General features: G+C 70.8%; 16 protein-coding genes and 2 pseudogenes. 14 read left to right on the top strand and 4 right to left on the bottom strand.

Annotation, left to right across the window (positions count from 1 at the left end; translation table 11 throughout):
• Positions 1-95 precede the first annotated feature (95 nt).
• Both MOV08_RS19580 and MOV08_RS19575 read right to left on the bottom strand, forming a co-directional pair.
• Positions 96-548, bottom strand: coding sequence for a GntR family transcriptional regulator (locus MOV08_RS19580; RefSeq protein ID WP_275308315.1), 453 nt, complete (start codon positions 546-548; stop codon positions 96-98).
• 160 nt (positions 549-708) lie between these two features.
• Positions 709-1,128, bottom strand: a complete 420-nt coding sequence (locus MOV08_RS19575; protein WP_275308313.1) for a PP2C family protein-serine/threonine phosphatase — start codon at positions 1,126-1,128, stop codon at positions 709-711.
• A 238-nt stretch (positions 1,129-1,366) separates the two neighbouring features.
• Between MOV08_RS19575 and MOV08_RS19570 the strand changes: the two genes are divergently transcribed.
• From MOV08_RS19570 to MOV08_RS19555, 4 genes are all read left to right on the top strand, one after another.
• Positions 1,367-1,729 carry an SCO3933 family regulatory protein gene (locus MOV08_RS19570; RefSeq protein WP_275308312.1) on the top strand — a complete coding sequence of 121 codons (363 nt, stop codon included), beginning with the start codon at positions 1,367-1,369 and terminating at the stop codon, positions 1,727-1,729.
• 195 nt (positions 1,730-1,924) lie between these two features.
• Positions 1,925-3,313: an FtsK/SpoIIIE domain-containing protein gene (locus tag MOV08_RS19565; RefSeq protein ID WP_275308310.1), complete on the top strand. Its 1,389-nt coding sequence runs from the start codon at positions 1,925-1,927 to the stop codon at positions 3,311-3,313.
• Positions 3,314-3,361: 48 nt separating this feature from the next.
• The gene (locus MOV08_RS19560; protein ID WP_275308309.1) at positions 3,362-4,084 is read left to right on the top strand and encodes a DUF2637 domain-containing protein; all 723 of its coding nucleotides are present in this window, start codon (positions 3,362-3,364) and stop codon (positions 4,082-4,084) included.
• Between the two features lie 156 nt (positions 4,085-4,240).
• Positions 4,241-5,701, top strand: a complete 1,461-nt coding sequence (locus MOV08_RS19555) for a replication initiator (RefSeq protein ID WP_275308308.1) — start codon at positions 4,241-4,243, stop codon at positions 5,699-5,701.
• 196 nt (positions 5,702-5,897) lie between these two features.
• Here MOV08_RS19555 and MOV08_RS19550 read toward each other — a convergent pair whose 3' ends face one another.
• Entirely contained in the window at positions 5,898-7,517 is a 1,620-nt protein-coding gene (locus MOV08_RS19550) for a recombinase family protein (RefSeq protein WP_275308307.1), read from the bottom strand.
• Positions 7,518-7,572: 55 nt separating this feature from the next.
• Here MOV08_RS19550 and MOV08_RS19545 point away from each other — a divergent pair.
• From MOV08_RS19545 to MOV08_RS19520, 6 genes and pseudogenes are all read left to right on the top strand, one after another.
• Positions 7,573-8,169: pseudogene (locus tag MOV08_RS19545) on the top strand (CpaF family protein); the annotation flags it as partial.
• Positions 8,163-9,095 (top strand): type II secretion system F family protein, encoded by a 933-nt coding sequence (locus MOV08_RS19540; protein WP_275308306.1) that lies wholly within the window; start codon positions 8,163-8,165, stop codon positions 9,093-9,095. The pseudogene MOV08_RS19545 and the gene MOV08_RS19540, both read left to right, overlap by 7 nt.
• A gap of 21 nt (positions 9,096-9,116) precedes the next feature.
• On the top strand, positions 9,117-9,971 hold the full coding sequence (locus MOV08_RS19535) for a type II secretion system F family protein (RefSeq protein WP_420834187.1): 855 nt from the start codon (positions 9,117-9,119) through the stop codon (positions 9,969-9,971).
• 290 nt (positions 9,972-10,261) lie between these two features.
• Positions 10,262-10,450 (top strand): DUF4244 domain-containing protein, encoded by a 189-nt coding sequence (locus MOV08_RS19530; protein ID WP_099055706.1) that lies wholly within the window; start codon positions 10,262-10,264, stop codon positions 10,448-10,450.
• Complete coding sequence (locus MOV08_RS19525; protein ID WP_078875817.1) at positions 10,437-10,847, top strand: TadE family type IV pilus minor pilin; 411 nt, start codon at positions 10,437-10,439, stop codon at positions 10,845-10,847. The genes MOV08_RS19530 and MOV08_RS19525 overlap by 14 nt, the downstream gene beginning before the upstream one ends.
• Positions 10,807-11,097, top strand: a pseudogene (locus tag MOV08_RS19520) (Rv3654c family TadE-like protein); the annotation flags it as partial. The gene MOV08_RS19525 and the pseudogene MOV08_RS19520, both read left to right, overlap by 41 nt.
• 228 nt (positions 11,098-11,325) lie before the next feature.
• Here MOV08_RS19520 and MOV08_RS19515 read toward each other — a convergent pair.
• Positions 11,326-13,686, bottom strand: a complete 2,361-nt coding sequence (locus tag MOV08_RS19515; RefSeq protein ID WP_203232561.1) for a DEAD/DEAH box helicase — start codon at positions 13,684-13,686, stop codon at positions 11,326-11,328.
• A gap of 160 nt (positions 13,687-13,846) precedes the next feature.
• Between MOV08_RS19515 and bldG the strand changes: the two genes are divergently transcribed.
• The 4 genes from bldG to MOV08_RS19495 all read left to right on the top strand — a co-directional run bounded on the left by bldG (position 13,847) and on the right by MOV08_RS19495 (position 18,777).
• Positions 13,847-14,188, top strand: coding sequence for an anti-sigma factor antagonist BldG (gene bldG, locus MOV08_RS19510; RefSeq protein ID WP_039634263.1), 342 nt, complete (start codon positions 13,847-13,849; stop codon positions 14,186-14,188).
• A 109-nt stretch (positions 14,189-14,297) separates the two neighbouring features.
• Complete coding sequence (locus tag MOV08_RS19505; protein ID WP_039634261.1) at positions 14,298-14,735, top strand: ATP-binding protein; 438 nt, start codon at positions 14,298-14,300, stop codon at positions 14,733-14,735.
• An 832-nt stretch (positions 14,736-15,567) separates the two neighbouring features.
• Positions 15,568-17,976: a sodium-translocating pyrophosphatase gene (locus MOV08_RS19500; RefSeq protein ID WP_039634259.1), complete on the top strand. Its 2,409-nt coding sequence runs from the start codon at positions 15,568-15,570 to the stop codon at positions 17,974-17,976.
• 216 nt (positions 17,977-18,192) lie between these two features.
• Positions 18,193-18,777 (top strand): hypothetical protein, encoded by a 585-nt coding sequence (locus tag MOV08_RS19495; RefSeq protein WP_039634258.1) that lies wholly within the window; start codon positions 18,193-18,195, stop codon positions 18,775-18,777.
• The last annotated feature ends 97 nt before the right edge of the window (positions 18,778-18,874 follow it).

Below are 18,874 nucleotides of genomic sequence, written 5' to 3'. Positions count from 1 at the left end.
GAACGAGAACGATCTGACGTTGCTGATGGCGATCGCAGAGGCGGCTGCGGAGTTGAATCAGGAGATGGCGGAAGTGCGGGAGCGCGCCGGGCGGGTCAGCGAGCGTCTTTCTGCTCTAGCTGATGGACCTTGTCTTCAAGAGTCGCCACGTGCTGCTTGAGGGCCTTCACTTCCCCTGCCATCTCGCGCATCTGCTCCAGGATCTGAGCCAGGGCCTCGGTCACGGGAGAGGCCGCCTCGTCGCCGGAGGCGGTCTTCCCCTTGGCCGCGCTGTACCAGGCGGGCGCGGTGGAATCGATCTTGAACTCCGCCGCCTTGGGATCGCTGACATAGGTGCCACGGTTGGGGACGGAGTAGACCAGGCCCTCTTCCCGCAGCACCCGGAGGGCGCTGTGCACGGTGGCGTTCGCGATGCCGAGTTCCGTGACCAGATCCCGTGACGAGGGGAGCTTGTCGCCGGGCTTCAGCTTCCCCTCCTCGATCTGCTTGCGCAGCTTGCCGGCCGCCAGGAGGTACGGCGGGATCGGGTGGTCTGTCGGCATGCTCATACTCGCGAGGGTAGCCCGCTCTAGACCGGTCTGGACAGTCCGCGAGACTCCGGCGCTGCCTCTGGAGCGGCGATCCGGCCACGGGGAGTGAGCCGTGCCACCCCTGTTGTCGCTCTCGCCGTAATTGAGACTGAGCGGCTGAGTTGGCCGTCGGGCCTGTTCATTGGCTTGTTGCGGAGCCGTGGCGGAATCCGCTGCCATGGATGAGCCTCCCGTGGCGGCGGCTCGGGTGCGGAGTGGTCGTGCGGCGGATCGCGATCAGGGCGGCGTCGTCGTCGAGGCGTCCGCCGGCGTGGGCGAGGAGATCGCGCCGGATGTGATGCAGAAGCGTCTCGGGGCTGCTCTCGGTCCACTGGGCGGCCCGTTCCGTGAACGGGTAGAACCCGCCGGCAGGGTCGCGGGCTTCGATGACGCCGTCGGTGTACAGCAGGAGGGTGTCCCCGGGCTCGAAGGAGAACACATCGAGGGTGTAGTCCTCCGGTCCAGTGCGGCCCACCCCCAGCGGGGGCGCGGGGTGCACGAGAACGGTGACCGCCTCGCCCGGCCGCAGCAGCAGTGGCGGAGGGTGGTGGACTGCCATGACTGCCGCAGACCGGCAAGGCGCTGCTGGGCGGCCACGTCTCTACCGTGCACCCCCTCGGGGGTGGCTGCGAGCCCGGACATCAAGACGGCCCCCCCCGCCATTGCCGCTACTGGCACTCCCGTCTCGAAAGTGGTCTAGAGCGATCTGGTTCGCACTTGACTGCTCTAGAGCGTTCGGGTAAAACTGTTGTCACACCAGCCACACCGCGTGGCTGGCGACCGAAAGGAAAGAACACATGGCTCGCACGAGCATTCGCGTTGGTCTGCTGCCGGAGACCCGCTTCATGGCGGGCGCGCTGCCGGTGCCGAAGTGGGCGGACCAGGACAAGGGTGAGCGCGCCCTCGACCGTGAGACCAACGCCCCGCTCTACACGGTGATGATCTTCCTGATGGAGGGGGAGCGCGCCGAGACGCTGAAGGTCACCGTTCCGGAGACGGGCCTGCCCAACGGCCTCAAGCCCGGTATGCCGGTCAAGACCGTGGACCTGGTCGCCAACCCCTGGGCCAACCTGTTCAACGGTCAGGTCTCCTCGGGCGTGAGCTACCGCGTCAAGGCGCTGGTCATCGACACCCCGGCCGCCAAGGAGTCGGCCGCGTGAGGGACTTCATCCCGGGCTGGGATCGGGCCTATCCGGTCCCAGCCCCCCACCCGATCCGCGCTTCAGCGAGCAGGTGACGCATGACGTGGCGGCCGTTCTGGTCGCTCACGGATTCCCCCCAGTGATCAATGACTTCGACTGGGGCGACCTCGATTCGGCCCTGTGGGCCTTCCTCTACGGCGAACGGAGCCAGACGTGACACTCAACGAACTCAACACCTATTCCCCGGTGGTGGCGGTGACGGTGCTGACCGTCTTCGCGGTCATCGCGGCCGTGTGGCTGGGCCGCTACATCGCGGCGGACCGCACGATGAAGGCCAGCATCCGCCAGGCGGTCAAGGTGCGGTGGGGCTGGAAGCGCCTCGCACGGATGCAGGGGCTGTCGGTCACCGACAAGATGCCCACGGCGCTGGCGTCCCTGACCACCGATGGCGACAAGACGCCCAAGCCGCGGGAGCTGACCCCGGCACTGAAGGTCAAGCCGGACCGCTTCGGCATCGTGGCACGGGCGAACTGCCTGCCCAAGGTCGGCCTGGAGCAGTTCCAGAAGGCTGCACCGCACCTCGCCGACGCATGGCGCTGCGTCCGCGTCTCGGTCATGCCCGACGGCCCCGGCCACATCATCATCCGCGGCGTGCGCCGCGATCCGCTGATCACGCCCACCGAGCACGTGCCTACCGGTGAAGAGCCGGAAGACCTGGCTACTTGGCATCTGGGCGTCGACGACTACGCGCAGTCGGTCACCGTGCCGCTCAAGGACGTGCCCGGTGTCACCGTTGCCGGCCTTCCCGGCTACGGAAAGACCTCGCTGATCAACCGGTTCATCTGCGACTGCGCGCCCTCGCCGAACGTGCAGTTCGCGGTAGCGGACGGCAAGGTGTCGACCGCCTATGAGGGCGACTACGCCGACTTGATGCACCGCCTGTTCGCGTTCGTTGGCGATGACCTGGACGAGGCGAACGCCCTGTTCAAGCGGCTGGTCAAGCTGCGCCGGGGGCGCTCGGCGAGCATCAAGGACGTGCTGGGCGTGAAGAACATGTGGCACGTCGGCCCGTCCGAGAAGTGGCCGCTGACGGTGCTGATCCTCGATGAGGCCCACACCTACTTCCGCGACTACAAGGGCAGCGACCGCGAAACCAAGCGGCTGGCCGCTCTGACTGCGGAGAACGCCCGGCTGGTCGAGGACCTGGTCAAGAAGGGCCGCAGCGTCGGCATCCTGGTCATCCTCGCCACGCAGAAGACCACGGGCGATGCGATCCCGACGTTCATCCGGGACGTGTGCCCGGTGGGCCTGTCTTTCGCGCAGAAGACCGCGGAAGCGTCCGTGGCGGCGCTCGGTGAGGCCATCCGCGACTGGCCCGACGCCAACCCCATGCACCTGCAAGACCCGTCCTATGTCGGCGTCGCCTCCATGGCCTTGCAGGGCCGCCCCGGCTTCACCCGCGTCCGCACCCCCTACGTGGACGACGCGCACGCCGCCGAGATCGCCAACACCACCGGGCACCGCACCTGCGACCCGCAAATCCTTCTCGACCACTACGCCCCCGCCCGCATCGACCTGCACAAGGACGACGAAGCAGCCTGACCCCAACACCCCCGTCCCTACGGCCACTTGAGAGGAGGTGAACCCCCTATGTCTGAGGACCGGATCACTCAGCGCACCGTGACCGTGGTCATGGCCGTCATCGCCGCCCTGGCGTTCGTCTTCTCCTTCGGCAACGTCTGGTCCCTGGCCCTGCGCCTGGGCGTCCCCGCCCCAGTCGCGCCGCTGATTGCCCCCATGGTTGATCTGTCGGTCGTCGGCCTCCTGGTGGCCCTGCGCTACCTCTCCCTGCGCGGCGTCCAGGCCGAGCAGATGCGCTCCGCCTCCCGGCTGATGCACCTGTCGGGACTGCTGACCCTGGCCCTCAACATCGCCGAACCCCTCATCGCCGGTCACTGGGGCCGCGCCGCCGTGGACGCTGTCGCGCCCCTGCTCCTCCTTGGCTGGGGAGCGGTCGGCCCGCAGCTCCTGCGCCACTTCCACACCGTGACCCACACGGATACGGAACCTGCCGACGACGAGACCCCCGCCCCGGCACCTACCGCGGCAACCCCGGCTCCGGCTCATGTTTCGGAACCTGCGGCTGTTCCAGTACCGGTTCCTGCCCCGGCTCCGGCTCCCGCCAGAGCGGTACCGGCCCCCGCAGCCGATGCGGCTCCCGAAGTGCCCGAGCCGCTGCTCGATGAGGCGCGCAAGATCGCTGCCTCCCACCAGGCCGAACACGGCGAGCCCATCACGGCCACCCAGCTCAAGACCCGACTGGGCGTCGGCCCCCGGCTGGCCACCGCCGCATACGCGGCCCTGACGGCCTGACCCTCTGCCGGCCTCCCGGCACCCTCCCCGCCCTGCCCGTAACCGGGCTCGGTCCGGCATGCCTCCGGGCAGCAACCGCATGCGCATTTCGGTCGCTGCCCGGAGGCCCAACCGGAGGCTTCCCACCCTCACACCAGGAAGGACACCCCGCATCCCATGACCAGCCATCTGGACCTGCGCCACGTGGTCAGCCCCGCCGTGCGGGACCTGGTAGAGCTCGCCAACCTCCAAGACTTCGACCGCGTGCAGGAACAGGTCCGCAACCTGCGCGGCTGCACCCGCCCGGTCAACCTCGTCGGCCACACCGCCACCCTCGACGCCACCACGAACACCGTCCTGCGCTCGTACTCCACCGCCAACGAGCCCACCGGACGCCTGCTGACCGCGTGCGGCAACCGCCGCTCGTCCCGCTGCCCGGCCTGCTCCCGCGTCTACGCTGCCGACACCTACCACCTGATCAAGGCCGGCCTCTCCGGTGGCAAGACCGTCCCCGAAACGGTCCGCACCCACCCCCGCGTCTTCGCCACCCTCACCGCCCCCTCCTTCGGCCCCGTCCACAACCGCCCCACCGAAGGCGGCAAACTCCGCGCCTGCGCCTGCGGCACCCAACACGCCGAAGATGCACCGGAGTTGGGAACACCGCTCCGCCCCTCGACTTACGACTACACCGGCGCCGTGCTCTGGAACGCCCACGCGGGCGCCCTGTGGGCACGCTTCACCACCTACCTCCGCCGCGCCCTGGCCGCCCACCTCGGCATGACCCAAAAGGCGCTGAACGCTGCCCTGCGCGTCTCCTTCGCCAAGGTCGCCGAGTACCAAAAGCGCGGCCTGGTCCACTTCCACGCGGTCATCCGCTTCGACGGCCCCGAAGGCAGCAACCAGCCCCCGCCCCCCTGGGCCACCATCGACGCACTCAAAGCCGCCATCGACCATGCTGCCGAGAACACCGTTCTCACGGTGACTTCCGACCACACCGGAGACCGCGAAATCCGCTGGGGTGACCGCCTCGACGTACGCGAGATCACCGCACTCGGCAACGGCGAACTCACCGATAAAGCCGTCGCCGGATACGTCGCCAAGTACGCCACCAAAAGCGCTGAAGACTCCGGCACGGTGGACCGCTCCCTGATCTGCGCTCCCTGCGCCGGACGCGGCCACCGGCGCGGCCCTGACGGCTTCCGCGATCTGTGCGCCGACTGCGAAGGCACCGGGCAGGCCGAACCCCTCCAAGACCTCCCCGTACAGCGCCACGTCCGCCAGATGATCCGCACCGCCTGGGCCCTCGGCCACCTGCCCGAGTTCGCTGACCTCAAGCTTTGGAAGTGGGCGCACATGCTCGGATTCCGCGGCCACTTCTCCACCAAATCCCGCCGCTACTCCACCACCCTCGGCGCGCTCCGCGACGTCCGCCGCGCCTGGCGCCTGGAGCAAGCACGCACCCGTGCCGGCCTGGACGCTCCAGACGAGAAGACCACCCTCGTCGTCTCCCACTGGGCCTACCTCGCCTCCGGCTATCGCCCTGGCGAAGAGTTCCTGGCTGCTCAAACGCGCTATGAAATCCAACAGGCCAAACAAGCCGCCGACCGTGTCAAGACCGAGGGGGAATTGTGGCAATAAGTCGAGATTCCCGCCCTGCTGAGGATGAGTGCTGGGCTGAGTTTTGGCAGATCATCGGCAAGGCTGCGGCGCGCCGCTACCTGCGGGAAGTCGAAGAACCAGAATCTGTGCCTGCACCCGTTACGGCCCTTCCCGAAGCTGCCTGAAAAACACGGCGTCGCCCCACCTTGTACGGATGGGGCGACGCTTCGTGCTATCAGCTGGCCTCTACCTCCAGGATGGGCCGCTCCCACATGGGAATGATCTTGTAGCGGCCCTCATCATGGAACTCTCCGCGGCTCGCTGTGATGCGCCAGATCACCTTGCGCAATGCTGCACGCTTAGTGTCATCATCCAGATGCGGCCACTCCGTCATAAGCCCTTGAAAGATTTCCCGCTTGGGGATCGTGGGCACCCGGTAGCTCTTGGACCGCTTCAGTTTGGCCTCGGCCGCTGCAATCTCCGCGGCATACTCGTCGCGCTGCTCAATGAACTCTTGCTGGTCGATCTCCTCGGCAGCTCGCATGCGCACCAGGTTCTTCTTGAGTGTCTTCAGGCGGGTGATCTCGGCACTCCAGTGCGCAGAGTCATCCGGCTGTTGCTTCTCCGCGGAAACGGCCGCCTCGGCGACCGCACGGGCAGTTCCGTCATCCTTGGCCCACTCCAGGAGCCATTTCAAGATCACCGAATCCACTGCCTCACGGCTGGCGTTGGAGTGATTGCATTGGCCGGTGTCGATGTTGCCGCATCGCCATGTCAGGTACTTGCTACCGCGGGCGCCCCGCGAACTGCCCGCCCGCATGGCCTTTCCCTGCTTGTCACCGCAGTCAATGCAGAACACCAGGCCACTTGCCGGATATTTCGCTCGTGTCTTGTGGGATGCGATGCGGGTGCCGGCCCTGCGGCGTTCGAGGTAGCCCTCCCATACATCCTCAGACTCGATGACCTGCCGGTGGGCGCCGGGTATCCAGACGAACCGGTCGATCTTTGCTATCCCGATGCCGTCAACGGCGGACTCCGGGAGCTCGTCAGCCCAGCTCTGGGCGCCAGGAGTGACGCGGAGGTATCCGGCGCCAAACCCGGTGTCCATCGCAGCCAGCAGGCTCTTGTCCGTGATGATGTGACCGCCATACGTCCGCAGCCCATCTAGCGTGAGCTCATGCGCCACGCGGGTCAGTGGCTTTCCGTCGCTGAACTCCGAATAGGCGTATGCCAGCGCGGGACCGTAGCGCGGACGTGGGATCTGAATCCCAGACTTGCACTTCTCGCAGGTTTCGCGCTTCTTGTGCTCGCGGCGGACTCCTCGGGGGGATCGCGGCTTCGGCATCGGGCACGTGTCGCAGTACCAATAGCCGAACCGCGGGGCACCGTGATGCGGCAGCCCGTTACGCAGGCGATTGGCGTGAGTGCTCATCCAGTTTTCGCCGATGATGTCCCGCTGGAACTCGGCGATGCCCAGCATGTTCGTGCGGGCGAGACGGCCTGCGGCCGTCTTTGTGTCGAAGTGTTCCGTAGCCGACTTCGCTACGCCGCCGATACCTTCGAGCATCCGGATGTTGGTCAGGGACAGCTCGGTGTTTCGGCCGAAGCGGTCGTACCGATAGACCAGGACGCCATCCGCTTCGTCGCTGGCGACGCGGGCGATGATGGCGCCGATCTTGCGCTTCGCGAAGTCGTGCCCGTCCAGGTCCAAGTCGTAGATCACGTCGATGATCGCTGCACCGATGTCGGCGGCATACTTGCGGCCGGTGTGCTCTTGCAGCTCGGGGCTGATCATGTCTTCGCGGGCCGTGGAGACCCGGATGTACAAGATCAGCCGCAGCAGTTTGCTTGGCACCGCCCGCAGAATAGGCACTTGCGTTCTCCCTACGTGTGTTCCTTTGGGAGTCTACGTAGGTACGGGCTCCGGCAAGACCACGTTGCTCAGCGCGCTGCTCGGGCTGGTCGGCCCGGCCGAGCGGATCGTGCTGGCCGAGGACTCGGCGGAGCTGCGGCCGGACCACCCTCATGTGGTGCGGCTGGAGACCCGGCCGGCCAATCAGGAGGGCGTCGGCCGGGTGACCCTGCGGGACCTGGTGCGGCAGGCGCTGCGGATGCGGCCGGACCGGTTGGTGGTCGGTGAGGTGCGTGGCACCGAGGTCACCGATCTGCTGGCGGCCCTCAATACGGGCCATGAGGGCGGCTGTTGCACGGTCCATGCCAATGCCGCGTGCGATGTGCCGGCCCGTCTGGAGGCGCTGGGATGCACCGCGGGGCTGGATCGCGCGGCCCTGCACAGCCAGTTGGCGGCCGGGCTGTCCGTCGTGCTGCACCTCGTGCGCGACCGGGCCGGGCGGCGTCGGATCGCCGAGATCCACGTCCTGGAGCGGGACCGGGACGGCTTCGTGGTGACCGTTCCGGCGGCGATCTGGAGCCCGGAGGGGTTCCAGGAGGCGCGTGGCTGGGGGCGGTTGGCGCGGCTGTGCGAGAGGGGTGGCCAGGGGTGCTGAGGGACGCGGTGGGGCCGGTGGTGCTGCCGGCCGCGGTGGGATGCGCGGCGGTGCTGGCGCGGCGGCTGCGGCGCGGGCGCGCCCTGCGGCGGCGGATGGCTGCGCTCCTGGGGGACGTCGGGGCGGTGTCCGTCGCGGCGGGACGGCCGGACCGGGGGCGCGGTGCGGTGTTGCGGGAGTGGTGTGCCGGGCGGGCGGTCGACGGCGAGGGAGGCCGGCGGTGGCGGCTGGGGCGCCGGTGCGAGGTCGGCGCGGAGATCTGGTGCGTGCTGGCCGGGGTCGTGCTGGGGGTGCTGGGGCGGTCGGTGCTGCCGGTGCTGGGTTCCGTGGTGGCGCTGGTCGTCGTACGGCGGTGGCTGGCGACGTGGGCGCGGCAGCGAGCGGCGGACCGGCGGGCGGCGGCGGTGATCGGGTTCTGCGGGGCGGTGGCGGCGGAACTGCGGGCCGGCCGGCAGCCGGATCGGGCCCTGGTCGTGGCCGGGGCGTCGGGGCTGGGAGAGGCGGGGCCTGCGGTGCTGGCGGCGGCGCGGTACGGCGGGGACGTCCCCGGGGCGCTGCGGGCGGCGGCGCGGCAGCCCGGCGCCGAGGGGCTCGCCGGGGCGGCGGCGTGCTGGCAGGTGGCCCTGGAGGGCGGTGCGGGGCTGGCCCGCGGGCTGGAGCGGATCGCGTCCGGGCTCGCCGCGCAGCGCGACCAACGGGAGGAGCTACAGGCCCAGTTGGCCGGGCCGCGGGCCACCGCCCTGATGCTCGCCCTGCTGCCGGTGGGCGGGCTCCTGATGGGCGGTGCGCTCGGTGCCGATCCCCTCGGGGTGCTGCTGCACACCCCGGCCGGCTGGGGATGCCTGGCCGTCGGCGGGCTACTGGAGTGGGGCGGGGTGGCCTGGACGGCCCGGATCGTCGCCGAGGCGTCGGCGGAGCGGAAGTGAAGTGAGGGGGAGGTGGGTGTGGTGAGCCCGGAAGTTGTCCACAGGGTGGGGATGGCGGTGCTGGCCGCGGCGGCCGTGCTGTGTGCGGCGGCGCTGGGGCGGCTGCTGCATGGCGAGCGTGCCGTGCGGCGGCGGGTGCCGATGGTCCTGGAAGGTGCCGCCAGCGGGCTGTACGGCGGCGAGGAGGGCCCGCGCGCACGGGGGCGGTGGGTCGTCCGAGGCCGGTGGCGGAGGCGGGCAGCGGCCCGAGGAGGCGGCCCGCGGGGCGATCGGCTGAAGGAGTGGGCCGGGCCCCTGGGGGTGGCCGGATGCGTGGCCGTCCTTCTGGGCGGTGTCACCGGGCTGCTGGTGGGGCCCGCCGCCGGTTGGGGCGCGTACCACTGGCTCCGGCGGCAATGGGCCGCGGCGGCCGATCGGGGCACGGCGGCGCGGGTGGCCGCCGAACTGGCCCCGGCCGGCGATCTCCTGGCGGCCTGTCTGGCGGCCGGGGCCGGTCCGCGGGAGGCGGCCGAGGCGGTGGGCCGGTCGCTGGACGGGCCGGTCGCCGAGCGCTTGCGCCACGTCGCGGCGGAACTACGGCTGGGCGGTGAACCGACCGCGGTATGGCCACGGTTGGCGGAACTCCCGGGAGCCGGGGCACTGGCGCGCTGCATGGAGCGCGCCGGGATATCGGGGGCCCCGGCCGTGGAGCCGGCCTCCCGGATCGCGGCCGAGCTGCGTGCCGAATGGGGCCGGGCCGCGACCGCACGGGCCCGGCGGGCGGGGGTGCTGGTCACCCTCCCGCTGTCCGGGTGCTTCCTGCCGGCCTTCCTGGTGCTCGGGGTGGCACCGGTGCTGCTCGGACTGGCGGGCGGACTGCTGGGAGGTGACGGCTGAGCCGACACGGCGACACGGCGACACAGCGATGCGGCGGCCTGGTGGTCCGGCGGCCCGGCGGCCCGGCGTACGGAGGCGGGATCAGACGCGTCGGACGAGACCGAGACCGAGACCGAGACCGAGGCCCGACCACGGAAGGGACTTCACCGGGGCCATGGGCCCCACGGCTTCACCGCCGCACGGATCGACGGATTCACGGATCGATGGATCCACGGAATGACGGATTCACATGCACGGAATCGCGGACTCCCCGGGAGTTCGGGATTCGCGAGATGCCAAGGAGGCAGCAGATGTTCGGTCGATGGTGGGCGCGGGTGCGCGCGGCCGGGGCGGACCGCGGGATGAGCACCGCGGAGTACGCCGTGGGGACGCTGGCGGCGTGCGCGTTCGCGGCGGTGCTCTACAAGCTCGTGACGAGCGGACCGGTGGCCGCCGCGCTGCGGTCCGTGCTCCAGAGGGCGCTCGATGTGCCGTTCTGAGGGCAGCGGGCGGGCCCGGGCCGCGCGTGCCGGTGCGGGCCCGCCCGGCGGGCGCGGCGCACGGGACGCCGGATTCGTGACGGCGGAGGCGGCGGTGGTGCTTCCGGTGCTGGTGGCGGTCGCGGCGGCGCTGATCTGGGGGCTGCTGGCCGCCTGTGCCCGGATCGCCTGCGTGGACGCCGCGCGGGCCGCCGCCCGTGCGGCGGCGCGTCAGGAGCCGGCGGCGCAGGTGCTCGCCGCGGCCCGTGGGGCGGCTCCCCGGGGCGCGCGGATCACGGTGGCGCGCGAGGGCGACCTGGTGCGCGTACGGGTCGAGGCCGCGTTGCCCGGAGGGACCCGGCTGCCGGTGCGGGTCGGTGGAGAGGCGGTGGCCCTTGCGGAGGAAACGGTGCGGTGACGAGGGCTCCGCCACGGTGTGGACGGTCTTCGCGGCGGCGGCCCTGTGCGCGGTCTTCGCCGCGCTGGTGGCCGTCGGGCAGGCGGTCACCGCCCGGCACCGGGCGGGCGGCGCGGCGGACCTGGCGGCGCTGGCGGCCGCGGACCAGGCGCTCCGCGGCCCGGTGGCGGCGTGCGCCACGGCACGTCGGGTGGCCGCCGCGCAGCACACCCGTCTGGTGCGCTGCGCCGTGGACGCGCTGATCGCCGATGTCACGGCCGAGGCCGACGGCGGCCCGTTCACGGCGCGGGTCCGGTCCCGGGCCGGCCCCGCCGCTGCCGCAGCGGACGCCGAGACGGAAGCGTGGTCCGGCACGGTCCCGGAAACCGGCCCGCGGGCGGACGCCGGGCCCGTACCGGTGGCGTGGGCGGGGCCGCCGCCCCGGACACGTCCGCTGTCCGGCGAGGGCGGCCCCGCCCGGGCGACGGGCCGTCCCGGCTCAGTCGCCGGGCACCCCGCGCAACAGCTCCCCGAGCAGTCGGATGGCGCCCCGTTTGTGGAGCGGGTCGTTCCCGTTGCCGCACTTGGGGGACTGGATGCAGGACGGGCAACCGGCCTCGCACTCGCAGGCGGCGATGGCGCTGCGGGTGGCGGCGAGCCAGTCGGCGGCCGTGTGGAAGGCGCGTTCGGCGAAGCCCGCGCCACCGGGGTGGCCGTCGTAGACGAAGACCGTCGGGAGCAGGGTGTCCGGGTGCAGGGGGACGGAGACGCCGCCGATGTCCCAGCGGTCGCAGGTGGCGAAGAGGGGCAGCATGCCGATGGAGGCGTGCTCGGCGGCGTGCAGGGCACCGCCCAGCTGCTCGGGGTTGACCCGGGCGGCGTCGAGCTGGTCCTCGGTGACCGTCCACCACACCGCGCGGGTGCGCAGCGTACGGGGCGGCAGGTCGAGCTTGGTCTCGCCCAGGACCTCCCCGGTGATCAGTTTGCGGCGCAGGAAGGAGACGACCTGATTGGTGACCTCCACGGAGCCGAAGCACAGCCGGGCGTCGCCCCAGGGGACCTCGGTTTCGGTCTCCAGGATCGAGATCGCGGTGGTGTCGCGGGCGGTGGTGGAGTACGGCGGATTGGCCTCCTCCACGAGGGCGACGTTGTCCTCCAGGTCCAGGTGCCGGACGAGATAGCTGCGGCCCTGGTGGAGGTGGACCGCCCCGTCGTGGACGGTGGTGTGCGCCGCCGCGGCGTCGACGGTGCCCAGCAGGCGCCCGGTGCCGGCCTCCACGACCTGCACCGGCGAGCCGCCCTGGCCGCGGATGTCGGTGAGGTCGGCGGCCCGCTCGCGGCGCGTCCAGTACCAGGCGGTGGCGCGCCGGCGCAGCAGGTTCGCGGCCTCCAGCTGGGGCATCAGCCCGGGGGCGGCCGGGCCGAAGAGCGGGAAGTCGGCCTCGGTGAGCGGCAGTTCGGAGGCGGCCGCGCAGAGGTGCGGAGCGAGGACGTAGGGGTTGTCCGGGTCGAGCACGGTCGACTCGACGGGCTGGTCGAAGAGCGCCTCGGGGTGGTGGACGAGATAGGTGTCCAGCGGGTCGTCGCGGGCCACCAGGACGGCCAGCGCGCCCTGTCCGGCCCGGCCCGCGCGGCCGGCCTGCTGCCACAGGGAGGCGCGCGTGCCGGGATAGCCCGCGATGACCACGGCGTCCAGGCCGGAGACGTCCACGCCCAGCTCCAGCGCGGTGGTGGCGGCCAGCCCGAGGAGTTCACCGCTGTGCAGGGCGCGTTCGAGGGCCCGGCGCTCCTCGGGCAGATAGCCGCCCCGGTACGCGGCGATCCGCGCGGGCAGCGAGCGGTCCACCTCCGAGAGCCGCTCCTGCGCGATCAGGGCGATCAGTTCGGCGCCGCGCCGAGAGCGGACGAAGGCGACCGTCCGCACACCCTGGACGGCGAGGTCGGTGAGCAGGTCGGCGGACTCGGCGGTCGCGGTGCGGCGGACCGGGGCGCCCTGCTCGCCGTGGAGTTCGGTCAGCGGCGGCTCCCACAGCGCGAAGACCAACTCGCCGCGCGGCGAGGTGTCCTGAGTGATCTCGGCCACGGGCAGCCCGGTGAGGCGGGACGCGGCCTGCGCCGGCTCCGCGGCGGTCGCGGAGGCCAGCAGGAAGACCGGCTCGGCGCCGTAGCGGGCGCAGACCCGGCGCAGTCGGCGGACGACCTGTGCGACATGGGAGCCGAAGACGCCGCGGTAGGTGTGGCATTCGTCGATGACGACGTAGCGCAGTGCGCGCAGGAAGGAGGACCAGCGGGGGTGGGCCGGGAGGATGCCGCGGTGCAGCATGTCCGGGTTGGTCAGCACGTAGTTGGCGTACTGGCGGACCCACTCGCGCTCCTCGACCGGGGTGTCACCGTCGTAGACGGCGGGCCGGACGGCCGTGCCGAGCGGGGCGGCCAGCTCGCGCACGGCCCGCCGCTGGTCGGCCGCCAGGGCCTTGGTGGGCGCCAGGTACAGGGCCGTGGCCCCCCGGCCGTTGGGCGCCTCGGAGCCGTCCAGGAGGGTGGAGAGCACGGGCGCCAGATAGGACAGCGACTTGCCGGAGGCGGTGCCGGTGGCGACCACGACCGATTCGCCGCGCAGTGCGTGTTCGGACGCGCGTGCCTGGTGGGCCCAGGGGCGATCGATTCCGGCCGAACGGATGGCGTCGATCACTTCCGGCCGGATCTGTGCCGGCCAGTCGGCATGGGTGCCGATGCGCGGGGGCAAGTGCTCCGTATGAGTGATGCGCGCAGCGCGGGTCGCGCCCCGGGCCAGACGGTCGAGAATCATGCCTGGGGAAGTGCGCGCGCCAGGATCCGGCGGGAGTCGATTGGAGGCCATCGGCACCGAGTGTGTCACCGGTGTGACGGACAATGCTCACAAGGCGTCGTGCACGCCTGCTGGTAAGTGATTGAATGCCATGGCGGCTGCCGATCCGCCCCTACCTCGGTGGGGAGGCCCCAGGGGGGCGACCGCTCGATAGCAAGGTGCTGGAGGATCCGTGGACCTGTCCCTGTCGACCCGGACCGTTGGCGACCGTACGGTCGTCGAGGTCGGTGGCGAGATTGATGTATACACCGCGCCCAAGCTGCGGGAGCAGCTGGTCGAGCTTGTGAACGACGGAAGCTACCACCTCGTGGTGGACATGGAGCGTGTCGACTTCCTGGACTCCACAGGGCTCGGCGTCCTGGTGGGCGGACTGAAGCGGGTGCGTGCCCATGAGGGCTCGCTGCGCCTGGTCTGCAATCAGGAGCGCATTCTCAAGATCTTCCGAATCACCGGTCTGACCAAGGTGTTCCCGATCCACACCTCGGTCGACGAAGCCGTCCAAGCCACTGACTGACGGTTTGCCGGTCCCCCGCGCCCCGGGCGCGGGGGTGGAAGGAGTGGGGGGTACCGGACGCACCCGTCCGGCCCCCTGCGTTGCACGCCCGCATCACGAGGGGGATGGCATGGCCACCGTCGAACTTCGCTTCAGCGCCCTTCCCGAGCACGTCCGGACCGCGCGTCTGGTCGCGGCTGCCGTGGCACGGCGTGCGGGGGTGGACGAGGCCGTGCTGGACGAGGTGCGGCTCGCCGTGGGCGAGGCGTGCAGCCGGGCCGTGGGGCTGCACGAGATCCACGGCATCACGGCGCCGGTGCGGGTGGTGCTGGTCGAGGACGAGAAGCAGTTCTCGATCGAGGTCGGCGACGAGGTTCCCGGCCCCGGCGGGGCCGCCGCGGGCGGTGCCGATGCCGAGGGCATCGGGGAGAACGACGCCGAGGGCGAGGACGAGATGGGCCTCGCGGTCATCAGTGGGCTCGTCGACGACGTCGAGGTGACCTCCGGCGAGACCGGCGGGCGAATCCGGATGAGCTGGCCCGCACACCCGGCTCCGGTCCTGCCGTAGGGCCGTCGAGCGGAGGGCCCGGCGCCGGTCGGTCGGCGCTGTTCCGTAGCGGGTGGGGCACCTGTCGTGATGCGTAGGGGTGCGGGCGTGGGCGTTTGCCGCGTTGCCCTGCGTTCACCGCGTCGCGCGCCTGTTTCTGCGTGTTCGCGCGCCCGGCTTCCTGTGTAGTGCCAGGCCGGTGTGGCGCGGCAGCAGGCCGGTGCGGTCCGGTCGCGCGGGGAATTCCGTACGGTGCCGGTTCGGCGGGCCGGGCGTGTGGCGGTGGCCGGGGGCTGTCGGCCGCGGGCTGTGGCCCGTGGTGCGTGTCCCGTGGGCGGGCCGTGATCCTGGGGTTCCGACGCTCGTGTCCTCCGCCCGCCATCCCGTCCACCCCGACCCCGCGGTGGCTTCCTCAGGGGCGCTGCGTCCTGGTGCGGGCGATGCGATCCGGTCGGGATCTGATGGTCCGTCATCGAGATGGTGGAGGCTACGGAAGGCCGGCGAGGGGGTCTTGCGGTGGCCCGGGGAGGGCACCGGGCGGCTCAATTCCCTCCCGTTTCACGGCGGTCACAGTCGGAACGGGGCGCGGCGCGAGGTCGTTGAGCAGCGGCGATCACAAGTAGATCAATAGTACGGATAGATCATCTGTCCGGGGTCAGTGAATTGCGGGGTTTCCTTCGTCCGGACGAATTCGGCGGACCATCGGCCTTTTGATCTTCGCCGGGAACAGGCGAATTCCCTTTGAGGCGCCCTGTTTTGATCAACCGTCGCTCCCTACAATCCGTCCACATCTTGCTCAGGACGCCTGAGCGTGCTTCCGCGCGCCCATGTGCCATAACGTCAAGGAGGACGAATGGCGGGGCCTTACACCCCTCAGTCGATGGACACCCCCACTTTTCTGGCCGTCCCGTCACTCACCGCGGACAACCGCGGCATCGTGCTGGTGATCGCCGTCGTCGCCCTGGCCGCGCTGGCGGTCGCGGCGGTGCTGGTCCGCCAAGTGCTCGCGGCCGGTGAGGGGACCGACAGTATGAAGAAGATCGCGGCGGCGGTGCAGGAGGGCGCGAATGCCTACCTGGCGCGGCAGTTGCGGACCCTCGGCGTATTCGCCGTCGTCGTGTTCTTCCTGCTCATGTTGCTGCCCGCGGACAATTGGACGCAGCGGGCCGGACGCAGCGCGTTCTTCTTGATCGGCGCGGCATTCTCGGCGGCCACCGGCTATATCGGCATGTGGCTCGCGGTGCGCAGCAATGTGCGAGTGGCGGCGGCCGCCCGGGAAGCCACCCCGGATGACGGCGCGGCAGAGCAAAAGGATCTTACGGCGGTCTCCCACAAAGCGATGAAGATCGCTTTCCGTACCGGAGGCGTCGTCGGCATGTTCACCGTGGGCCTCGGCCTGCTCGGTGCGTCCTGCGTGGTGCTCGTGTACGCGGTCGACGCGCCCAAGGTGCTGGAGGGTTTCGGGCTCGGCGCCGCGCTGATCGCGATGTTCATGCGGGTCGGCGGCGGCATCTTCACCAAGGCCGCGGACGTCGGCGCCGACCTCGTCGGCAAGGTCGAGCAGGGCATCCCGGAGGACGACCCGCGCAACGCCGCCACCATCGCGGACAACGTCGGCGACAACGTGGGCGACTGCGCCGGCATGGCGGCCGACCTCTTCGAGTCGTACGCGGTGACGCTGGTCGCCGCGCTCATCCTGGGCACCGCGGCCTTCGGCGACGCCGGACTGGCCTTCCCGCTTCTGGTGCCGGCGATCGGCGTGCTCACCGCGATGGTCGGCATCTTCGTCGTGTCGCCCCGGCGCCGGGACCGCAGCGGGATGACCGCCATCAACCGCGGCTTCTTCGTCTCCGCGGGCATCTCGCTGGTCCTGGTGGCCGCCGCGGTCTTCGTCTACCTGCCGTCGAGCTACAAGGACCTCAGCGGCGTCAGCGACCCGGAGATCCTGGGCCGCAGCGGCGACCCGCGGGTGCTGGCGCTGGTCGCGGTCGCCGTCGGCATCGTGCTGGCCGCCCTGATCCAGCAGCTGACCGGCTACTTCACCGAGACCAGCCGGCGGCCCGTCCGGGACATCGGCAAGACCTCGCTGACCGGACCGGCCACCGTCGTGCTCGCCGGCATCTCGATCGGCCTGGAGTCGGCCGTCTACTCGGCGGTGCTGATCGGGTTGGCGGTCTACGGGGCGTTCCTGCTGGGCGGTGCCTCGATCACGCTGGCGCTGTTCGCGGTGGCGCTGGCCGGGACCGGCCTGCTGACCACCGTCGGGGTGATCGTGGCGATGGACACCTTCGGACCGGTCTCCGACAACGCGCAGGGCATCGCCGAGATGTCCGGCGACGTCACCGGGGACGGCGCGCAGGTGCTGACCGACCTGGACGCGGTGGGCAACACCACCAAGGCCATCACCAAGGGCATCGCCATCGCGACCGCGGTGCTCGCGGCCTCCGCGCTGTTCGGCTCGTACCGGGACGCGATCGCCAACGCCGTACGGGAGATCGGCCACGCGGCCGGCGGGCTGAGCCTGAGCCTGGACATCTCGCAGCCGAACAACCTGGTGGGGCTGATCCTGGGGGCCTCGGTCGTCTTCCTGTTCTCGGGGCTGGCGATCAACGCGGTCTCGCGGTCGGCCGGAGCGGTGGTCTTCGAGGTGCGCCGGCAGTTCCGCGAGCGTCCGGGGATCATGGACTACACCGAGAAGCCCGAGTACGGGCGGGTGGTCGACATCTGCACCAAGGACGCGCTGCGCGAACTGGCCACGCCGGGGCTGCTGGCGGTGCTCACGCCCATCGTGGTCGGCTTCGCGCTCGGCGTCGGGGCGCTCGGCTCGTTCCTGGCCGGCGCGATCGGCACCGGCACCCTGATGGCGGTCTTCCTCGCCAACTCCGGTGGCGCGTGGGACAACGCCAAGAAGCTGGTCGAGGACGGCCACCACGGCGGCAAGGGCAGCGAGGCGCATGCCGCGACGGTCATCGGCGACACCGTCGGCGACCCGTTCAAGGACACCGCCGGCCCGGCGATCAACCCGCTGCTGAAGGTGATGAACCTGGTCGCGCTGCTGATCGCGCCGGCCGTGGTGAAGTTCTCGTACGGCCACGACAAGAGCCTCGGCGTGCGCGCCGGGGTCGCCCTGTTGGCGCTCGTCATCATCGTCGGCGCGGTCTACGTCTCCAAGCGGCGGGGGATCGCCGTGGGTGATGAAGACAACAACTCCGAGGATCCCGAAGGCGTCGCCAAGTCGACCAGGACCGCCGTGGCGTCCTGACCGGACGGGCCGTCGGATCGGCCTGCTGACCGCTCAACGGGCGGGTGTACGGCGCTTATTGCGCGCGCCGGACACCCGCCCGCGGCGTGCCCGGCGGGGGACTCGGTCCTTGGTGCAAATGGCTGCAATGCGGGCCGGGGCGGATGCCCGACCCATGGGCGAAGCCGTTTGGACGTGTATGTTCCGGGGCCGAGAGCCATGGAAGGGACCAATCCGGTGAACAAGAAGCTTGTGGCTGCCCTGTCCGGCGGTGCCGCACTCCTGCTCGCGCTGACCGGTTGCAGCGAGGACAACACCAAGAAGCTCGACAACTGGGCGAAGTCGTTCTGCGACCCCGCGCAGGCTCCGTTCAAGCAGATCCAGGATGCCAACGCGGCGATGCAGACGGCCGACAGCGGCAACACGGACTCCAAGAAGGTCCAGCAGACGGACTCGGCGGCCTTCCAGAAGATCTCCGACGCCTACGGGCAGCTGGCCAAGTCCCTGGACAAGGCGGGCGCGCCGCCCACCGAGAGCGGCGCAGACGCCCAGAAGAACGCGGTCAAGGAACTCAACTCCCTCTCCTCGGGATACCAGGACCTCAAGAAGCAGGTGGACAGCCTGGACACCGGCGACAAGCTGAAGTTCGCGGACGGGCTGCGCAACCTCTCCAACGGGATCAACAAGCTCAACGCCAAGAGCGAGCAGGCCTTCAAGAAGCTGGAGGCCGGCGACGTGGGCAAGGCGATGGCGCGGCAGAAGGGCTGTCAGAACCAGGGCGGGTCGAACGGGCCGTCCGCGGCCCCGTCCAAGAGCGCGTAGCGCCTCCCGCGCGAGGGGCGACGGCCCGGCGACGCGCCCGAGGACGGGCGGGGTGCCGGGCCGTCGCCGATTGTCGGTGGCAGGGCCGACAATGGAG

It is taken from the genome of Streptomyces yunnanensis (assembly GCF_029011865.1).
GTDB classification, from domain to species: Bacteria; Actinomycetota; Actinomycetes; order Streptomycetales; family Streptomycetaceae; genus Streptomyces; species Streptomyces yunnanensis.
This window is presented reverse-complemented; position numbering and strand designations above follow the sequence as displayed.